Here is an 8,700-nt window from a genome sequence, read left to right as displayed (position 1 = left end):
CATCAAGTTTCATTATTTAACTGGAGGAATTTATATGAAAATTGACAGTCAAGTATTACCAGAATTAAAACAGGCTTTCTCACAATTTCCAGGCTTTCAATTAGAGGGGGATTTAGAGGCGAGTCGAAGTCTCTTGTCGAATCCACATTTGGAAAAATCAGAGCTTGTAAACATGACCAAGCGAATGATTCCTGGCGCAGCCGGCGAGATGTTAGTTAAAATTTACGAACCCGTTGAGAAAAATCTTGATAAACTTCCAGCTATGCTGTGGATTCACGGTGGTGGATACGTAATGGGCCACCCTGATATGGACGATGTTTTGTGTGAACGCTTTGTTCAGACTGCTGAATGCGTTGTTGTGTCTGTCGATTATCGACTTGCGCCTGAACATCCTTATCCAGCGGCTATTGAAGATTGTTATGCAGGCTTGGTTTGGATAACAAATGAGGCAGACTCGCTTGGAATTGATGTGAATCGAGTTGCGATCGCCGGTGCAAGTGGAGGCGGTGGACTAACAGCAGCGCTTGCGTTAATGGCTCGTGATAAAGGAGGTCCATCTATTATTTTTCAGATGCCGCTGTATCCGATGCTTGATAGCCACAACATAACACCATCAAGCTATGAGATTATAGAAGACAATGCAACATGGAATAGATCAAACAATTTAACGGCTTGGAATATGTACTTGGGAAAGAAGAACGATACTAACGAACCATCTCCCTATGCCGTACCTTCGAGAGCAGGCAACTTAGCAGGACTACCGCCAACTTATACATGTGTAGGTCAACTCGATTTATTCCGAGATGAAATTATTGAATATGTAACACGACTTGCACAAGCAGGAGTAGATGTTGAATTTCATCTCTACCCCGGCTGCTTCCATTGCTTTGAAGTACTTGTGCCTGAAGCCGAAGTGAGTCAGCGTGCCAGTCAGAATTATTTTGATGCGATGGCACGGGCACTTCATCCATAACTTATCTTAGTTCAGTCATCGGGGTGTTCAACTGAAGGCATGAGTGATAGCTCTAAATTTATTCGATGAGTAGAGATTACAGAAAGAAGTACAAATAGTGCCACCATATACTTTGAATTTTGCCCCTTACTCATTGATTAATAACAGGAAATACTTCAAAGTTGGAATAGTTAACCAAGGTTTCAAAATAGTGTGCTAGCAATTCAACTTTTTTACTGCGGTTACGATGATAAGCACAATCAACACTTTGGAGCGGTTTTTTTCGTAAGTCGAGTTACTTTTTTAATCGCATTCATACTAAACAGCAGCAGGAAAGGGCGCCAATTGAACATTGGCACCGTTTATAAGAAGCGATAGACTGCATCCTTAGCTGGATCTTCATTTCAAGCTCGGAAAAAATAGAATTAAGTTCTTTTGGTAGTTGATGATATTGGTTATTTTGAGCTATTGTAGTTAAGGCACCTCTTCTGTGGTAGTGATTTCTAGGTAATCTCACTATACCAAGGATCGAGGTGTTTTTCATTTTACTCAAGTTGTACAGTACACAATTGATAGACTCTAAATTCAATATAGCTAAATCTCCCCGCTTATTTTATAGGTGCGAAAGTTGAGTTATTTGATTCCCATCTTAATGAAGAATTATTGAAATATATTTCTCCATTAGAATGGGAACACATTAATATTCTAGGAAAATACCGATTTAGTATAAAAGAAATTGCATCATTAGACTCCCTACAATCACTACAAACAACTTAACAGTAAAAAGCCAATTATTCTCTTAGAGTACCGGAAATCGGCTTTTTCTTATGAAATTTTGCTTAGCGTACGAAATTCGCGTTTTGATGGTGCTCCCCCATAATGTTGAAAAGGAAAAGAACATCTGTGGAACTAGTGGTGACAATAGAGTTGTTCCACAAATGAGACAGAAGAATAGTGTGCCCTATCTGAGAAAATTGGAATATTATGATTGTAGAAACTACAGCTATTGAAAATAGAACAAATAAAAGCTAAATAACAATAATATAATCTCTTTTCTAGATATGCCTTTATCAAGAATCAAAGAACTTAATACCACTTAGTACAAAAGCATCAGAACTTGGGCTATAACCAACTAACTTTCTTGTTCCTTCAATATCAATTCGTTTAAACCTGTTGTTAGATACACCATGTAAAATTGAAAATGGAGGTAAGTTCTTTGCCGTCATCGACTTTAAGAGAAGGTCCATAAAATCTTCTGGGCTTAAGTATGCACTCATATCTCTAGCTGTTAGTGGTTTACCATATGGATTATAATCATTATATGCACCTATACGAATAGCAAGACTTTGTAACCCTTCTTCATRAGCAAAATAAGAAGCAACAGCCTCTGCAAAACACTTACTTACCCCGTACATATTTTTGGGTCTCGTGGGTGAATAAGCATGTGGTTGATAATCCAAAGGATAGCCTTCAATTGTTTGAGCACTGGAAGCAACTATCACTTTGGATACATTATTATCGCTAGCAGCTCTAAAAATATTATAGGTTCCCTTTATATGATTTTCTAATAAGGAGCCATAAAAATCAGCATTTGGCGAAGGATTACCTGCCAAGTGTATAACTATATCTATACCTTTCGTAAATTCTTGACAAGCAGCTAAATCAGAAACATCTAAATATATGATTTCGTGATTTGTATCTTTAAAAGTTTCTAAAGCAGATAAGTTAATATCTGCTAGCCGTAACTGGTAATTCCCTTGCTTATCTAGGAATCTTGTAACATCTTGGCCAATTTTACCTGCAGCACCTGTAACTAAAATTTTTTGCATTTCACTTCATCCTTCCATAAAAAATACATCCCTTGTCAAGGGTCATATAATAGAGCATGCACTTATTGTATGTTGGTAATGGCATTAAATAAAACGAAGAAATATAATGGAGACATGAATAAAATTCATGAGGAGGACCATAGTGACTTTAACAAAATATGAAATATTTAACAAAGTGGCAGAACTCAATAGTTTTACAAAAGCTGCAGAAGTGTTAGGTTTCACCCAATCTGCTGTAAGTCATGCAATTAGCAGTTTGGAAAAAGAGTTGTCCTTTCCTTTATTTATTCGTAATCACTCTACTTTAACATTGACCAAAAATGCAGAGGAGCTTTTAATTACCGTTCGGAAAATTTTATACTATAACAACATGCTGAAGCAGGAAGTAGCCGCTATCAATGGGTTCCAAAAAGGAACAGTAAGAGTGGGGGTTTTTTCGAGTATTTCTAAAAACTGGATTCCTGGTATTCTTAAAAAAATGGAGGAAAAGTTTCCAAATATTGAAATCGAATTACTGGAAGGAAACTATGCTGAGGTTGAGAATTGGTTACAAAACGGGAGATTAGATTGTGGATTTATTAATAATGATACTTACTTTGAATCCTTAGAAAAATCCTTTGAAATCGTACAATTGAAGAGGGATCGACTTTTATGTGTTGTATCTAACCAATCCCCATTATGTAAGGAAAACCAAGTATCAATGCAACAAATAGAAAATGTACCTTTTATTATGCCAACATATCAGTGTTATGATGATATTCAAAAAATATTTAGGGAGAATAAAGTTAGTCCCAATATTAGATTCGAAAATATGAATGAATACTCAGTGATCTCCATGGTGGAGAATAATCTAGGAATTAGTATATTGCCAGAAATGATTATACCGACATCAAAAATTTCTTTTGCAGCCATTCCACTTGAAAGTGATAGCTATCGAACTATTGGATTAGCTATAAGAAAACCAACCTCACTCGCGACTAAGAAATTTTCTGAGATTACTAAAAGGTGGGTATCATTTGAATCAATTTAATTTTGCCAAAATCTGAGTTATTTAAACTGATAGGGTTCTTCTTGAACGGAGCAGATTAGTTCAATAAGCAATGAGAAAAAGTTATATATTATGTGTTGATGTAGAACTATAATATACAAAAATCAGGAGGTAATTATATGATAATATATAAATTATACGACAGAACACCCTAATAACTTTGACTAATTACTAAACCTATATGAATCTTTATGGTGGAATTCACTTAAATTAACAAGTAATGATTTGGAACGAATGTGCAATCAAAGTTGATACGCCATTTACGCATTTGATGAAAAATAATTAGTGGGTATGGGACGTGTTATTTCAGATGGTGTAATTACTGGAGTAGTTTGGGGAATATGCGTTCTACCAATCTATCTGTCCGAAGGAATCGCCGCCATGTACAAATAGCGCTGGGCAATTGAATCATTTTTCCGCTGGATTTAGCTGAATTTGAACGTTCCCGTATTGTTTGGCACAACATCCAATGCGTTGTTCAATCAGTTATTCACAGCTATAATTGCCTATGCTTTGCTGAAATTTCTTCGTGCACAAGGCCAAAAGACAAAATAAACGCTTGTCATTTGCAGGTTTCACACGCCTGTTTCTTTGTGAAGCCTTGTCAATTGAGTGACAAATTAGTTTGAAAGAAACACTTGAATTCTACAGGTCGATAAATCAAGAAACTGTATTACTTTGGTTAATCAACATACGTGTTAATTTATAGTATAATGATTGCTTGAAATAATGCGGTGGAAAACAGGGAAAAGAGGGAACCGATGCCTACTATACTAGTTGCTGACGACGATGCGAACATTCGCGAACTCGTCTGTTTATTTCTACGCAACGACGGATTCGCAACAGCTGAAGCAGCGGACGGCAAGGAAGCACTGGCCGTCTACATCTCAACGAATGTCGATCTTGTCGTACTTGACATTATGATGCCGATTATGGATGGTTGGACGTTAAGCAAGGAGCTCCGAAGAGCCAATCCTGATCTACCTTTACTTATGCTGACTGCGAGAGGAGAAACATGGGAGAAAGTGAAAGGTTTCGAACTTGGGACGGACGATTATTTAACCAAACCATTCGATCCGTTAGAGTTGACGGTTCGTGTTAGGGCACTACTCAAACGATACAAGATTGGCTCCACGCAGACGATCCATTTAGGGAACGTCATCCTTGATCGACAGACCTATAAGGTGATGAAAGGGACGGAGTCGCTTACGTTGCCGCTAAAGGAGTTCGAATTGCTGTATAAGCTCGCTGGAACACCCGGACAAGTCTATACGCGCGTGCAGTTGATCGATCAGATTTGGGGTATCGATTACGCCGGAGATGATCGAACGGTAGACGTACATATTAAACGGCTGCGTGAACGGTTCGCGACAACACCCGATTTTCGGATCGAAACGGTGCGCGGGCTTGGGTATCGGCCTGAGGTTTATGAATGATCAGATCCTTATATATACGTGTTGTCCTGACATTTTTAGTCTCCATCATCGGGGGCACGATCATTTCTTTTTTGGTGTCAACTTGGATATTCGAAGATAAATTGAACGAAAACGCTCAAATCAACTTACGTAACTTTGGCCAAGACATCGTCCGGATTTACAAGACCTTTCCGTTACATGAAGCGGACTTGTTCGTAAGTGAAATGAAGCAGCTCGATTCTTATTATATTCGAATTTACGAAGCAACGGGTCAGTTCAAGTCTTACGGTAAACTTCACGGAAACAAACCTGCGCCTGTGACGATGGAGCAACTAAAGAAAGTATTAGATGGAGGTGTTGTTCAGGACACTCCTAATGGTATTGCCACGGTCCTCTTAGGGTTGCCGTTGAAAACGGAAATGGGAACGAAAGCGATATTTTTGGAAGCGCTCGCCCCTCCTTCAGCCTCTTTTGTCACAAAATGGGCATTGGTCTTTGCAACATGTTCGTTGATTGCAGGAAGCTTATTGATTCTAGTTGCCTCTGTATTCCTGGTAAGACCGATAAAAAAGCTGACAAAAGCGACCAAGCGGATAGCATCTGGAGATTTCAACGTCAAGTTGAATATTAAGCAAACGAGTGAGCTGGGTACTTTGGCTCGCAGCTTCGAAGAAATGACGCACGATCTGCAGCAACTTGAGCGGATGCGCAGGGAATTCGTAACGAACGTGTCGCACGAGGTTCAGTCTCCGCTCACTTCGATATCCGGCTATGCTCTAGTGCTTAAGCAAGTTGACCTTTCAGAATACGAACGAAGCCGTTATCTTGATATTATCATCGCTGAAGCGAAAAGGATGTCCAAAATGAGCGATAACCTGCTAAAGCTGAGTTTTCTTGAATCGCAGTCAAAGCAACTGCGGCTCGTCACGCTCAGCCTCGATGAACAAATCCGACGGATAATCGTGGCGCTCCAGCCACAATGGTCTGCTCGCGATATACATTTCGAGCTTGATTTACAGACAGTTAAAATAACGGCTGATCATGACCTGTTAAATCAGGTATGGACGAATATCCTCAGAAATAGCATCAAATTTTCCGAGGATACCGGCGTGATTAACGTAAGCATCAAACAAGATATCAAAAACGTGACAATCCTAATATCCGACACTGGTATTGGTATTCACCTTGACGACCAGAAGCGTATATTCGAGCGTTTTTTTAAGGCCGATCGTTCCCACAGTCGTAAGTATGACGGAAGTGGTATGGGACTCGCTATCGTTAAACAGATCGTGTCGCTTCATCAAGGTGACATCCGAGTGAAAAGTGAACCTGGTCAAGGAACGACCTTCATTGTCACCTTGCCAATCACTACACCAACAGATTAGTTAGATTCATTCTCTATGCTACGACTCATATGCAAGCTTACTTGCATATAGAGCCGTAGCATTTTTTTTGGCAGTTCATATTCAGTTCATATTGTCGTCATGGTGAGTACATCTTCATTGGTTAAGTTTTCATTACAGGCACATGAAGGAAGGCAAACAGATCAGGACAGGAGAAGATGACAGTGACACAACAAGAGGAAAAGAAAACGCTGAGTGGAATGAAAATAAAGAAAGTGCGAAACATCTTACTTAAAATCATAGGAGCAATCGTTCTAGCCATTGTACTTTTTTTAGGTATTGTTTATATCGCAAATGTGATGAGTAGTCATTCGGAGCAAAAACGAATAGTGCCCTACGGGCAGCACGTATCTGTAGACGGGAGAAACATGAATGTGTTAATTCAAGGCGAGGGCGAGGAAACGATCGTGCTCCTGCCTGGTTATGGAACAGCTACTCCAGGGCTTGATTTTAAGCTTCTTATCGATGAATTATCTCCATTTTACAAAGTTGTTGCGGTAGAGCCTTTCGGTTATGGATTAAGTGATGAAACTGTAAAAGAGCGAACCACGGAGAATATGGTAAGTGAAGTTCATGAAGCTCTACAGCAGCTTAATATTAACAGATACATGCTCATGGGCCACTCCATTACAGGCATTTATGGAATTGATTATGTGAACAAATATCCAAACGAGGTGACTGCATTTGTCGGAATCGATAGCAGTGTTGCAACACAACCGGGTATGGATATCAATTTCCCATTAAAAACGTTTGCATATCTCAAAAAATCAGGTCTCTTAAGATTGGTTATGAAAATCAGTGCTGACCCCTATGCTGGACTGGCATTTGATGAAAAAACCGTAGAGCAAATGAAAATGATTTCGAATAAAAACATGTATAATGACACAACCTTGAATGAGATGGACCATATTTCGTCTAATTTTAAAGGGGCTCAAGGTTTAATCTTCCCTAAATATCTTCCAYTTCTTCTCTTTGTACAAGCGAATAATGAAGGTGTAGCAGGATGGATACCTCTGCATGAAGGGCAGATCAAAGACTCGGTACATGGAAAAGTAGTAACCATGGATGGATCACATTATTTACACCATACCAAATTCAAAGAAATCGCTGAAAACGTTAGACTATTTATGAAAGAAGTAAAGTAAGTGTTCAGAGAAAGGTTCATCCGCTATTTTATGCATTTGTCTACAGTCTGCAAGACCATCATTTCGATGGTCTTTTTTATGTCCAAACAGTTGTATATTTCCAAACCAAGATTATACTTTCGCCTGAAAGACATTGGGTTTCATTTTCATATTAACTAACGAGGCAGGTGTGCGGCCGAGCCTAGGTCGTATCATATAACGGGTGGGATTCCCGTCGAGTAAGAACTAGCCATTCGCTCGTAGCGAGTCTTGGAGGGCTAAAGGTAACTTTAGTCTTTAAGCGTAGACAGTTAGGTGGCGGATTTGCTTTACTGATCGTTCTATTCATCCTGTTAATCATTATAGGATGTAGTTGTTGGGGCGGCGGTAGCGGCGGATTCGGTTACTAAAAAAAGGGGCACTCATAAGAGTGTCTTTTTTCTCAATATAAGAACTCTAAGAATATGATATTATTTTAATGCAAATTCCCTTTTGTGCAATGAGATAGTAATGCCTAACAAAAAAACCACCTATTTCCGTAGGTGGGCCTTATCTTTATTACACAATATCAAAGTATACTCTCTTTTTCTCGTAAATTTTATGTAATTATACATATTTGTAAAAATTACATAAAATAAATATTACATGTAGTAAAATATAAATTGTGGACACGTTCTATAAAGCTGATTCTCCGATTAGAAGGCGTAACACATTTCAACCATATAGGTGTGGTGTGGCGTTGCTTTAATCTAGCCAAACAAACGATCTCGATTCTCTTGTATTTGTACACTAACAATCTGTTGAAAATAAATGATTCTGTTTTATAGGACGTGTTTACTTAATGTCCAATACATATTATTAAATTAAAGTGGTTCAAGTCGGAGGAAGGCACCTTAGGGTGTCTTTTCTTTATGGGGTCTCACCACATC

General features: G+C 38.8%; 6 protein-coding genes and 2 pseudogenes. 7 read left to right on the top strand and 1 reads right to left on the bottom strand.

Translation table 11 applies throughout. The features are described from left to right. The first annotated feature begins 34 nt into the window (after positions 1-34). Positions 35-973 carry an alpha/beta hydrolase gene (locus tag AC1DTM_RS13795; protein ID WP_199715637.1) on the top strand — a complete coding sequence of 313 codons (939 nt, stop codon included), beginning with the start codon at positions 35-37 and terminating at the stop codon, positions 971-973. Positions 974-2,022: 1,049 nt separating this feature from the next. Here the strand turns inward: AC1DTM_RS13795 and AC1DTM_RS13790 are convergent. Next, positions 2,023-2,781, bottom strand: a complete 759-nt coding sequence (locus tag AC1DTM_RS13790) for an NAD-dependent epimerase/dehydratase family protein (RefSeq protein WP_477000358.1) — start codon at positions 2,779-2,781, stop codon at positions 2,023-2,025. Between the two features lie 142 nt (positions 2,782-2,923). On the opposite strand from AC1DTM_RS13790, the gene AC1DTM_RS13785 reads away from it, so the two are divergent. From AC1DTM_RS13785 to AC1DTM_RS13760, 6 genes and pseudogenes are all read left to right on the top strand, one after another. Next, positions 2,924-3,811: a LysR family transcriptional regulator gene (locus AC1DTM_RS13785; RefSeq protein ID WP_199715639.1), complete on the top strand. Its 888-nt coding sequence runs from the start codon at positions 2,924-2,926 to the stop codon at positions 3,809-3,811. Positions 3,812-3,958: 147 nt separating this feature from the next. Beyond that, positions 3,959-4,204 (top strand): annotated as a pseudogene (locus AC1DTM_RS13780) (GNAT family N-acetyltransferase); the annotation flags it as partial. A gap of 386 nt (positions 4,205-4,590) precedes the next feature. Then, positions 4,591-5,265 (top strand): response regulator transcription factor, encoded by a 675-nt coding sequence (locus tag AC1DTM_RS13775; RefSeq protein ID WP_199715640.1) that lies wholly within the window; start codon positions 4,591-4,593, stop codon positions 5,263-5,265. Continuing rightward, a complete protein-coding gene (locus AC1DTM_RS13770) occupies positions 5,262-6,629 on the top strand; it encodes a sensor histidine kinase (RefSeq protein WP_199715641.1) in 1,368 nt (455 codons plus the stop codon). Before AC1DTM_RS13775 ends, AC1DTM_RS13770 begins: the two co-directional genes overlap by 4 nt. A gap of 182 nt (positions 6,630-6,811) precedes the next feature. After that, positions 6,812-7,792 (top strand): alpha/beta hydrolase, encoded by a 981-nt coding sequence (locus AC1DTM_RS13765; RefSeq protein ID WP_477000357.1) that lies wholly within the window; start codon positions 6,812-6,814, stop codon positions 7,790-7,792. 293 nt (positions 7,793-8,085) lie between these two features. Beyond that, a pseudogene (locus AC1DTM_RS13760) lies at positions 8,086-8,181 on the top strand (YjcZ family sporulation protein); the annotation flags it as partial. Between the last annotated feature and the right edge of the window lie 519 nt (positions 8,182-8,700).

This window comes from Bacillus sp. P4_D3, from assembly GCF_056401855.1.
This window is presented reverse-complemented; position numbering and strand designations above follow the sequence as displayed.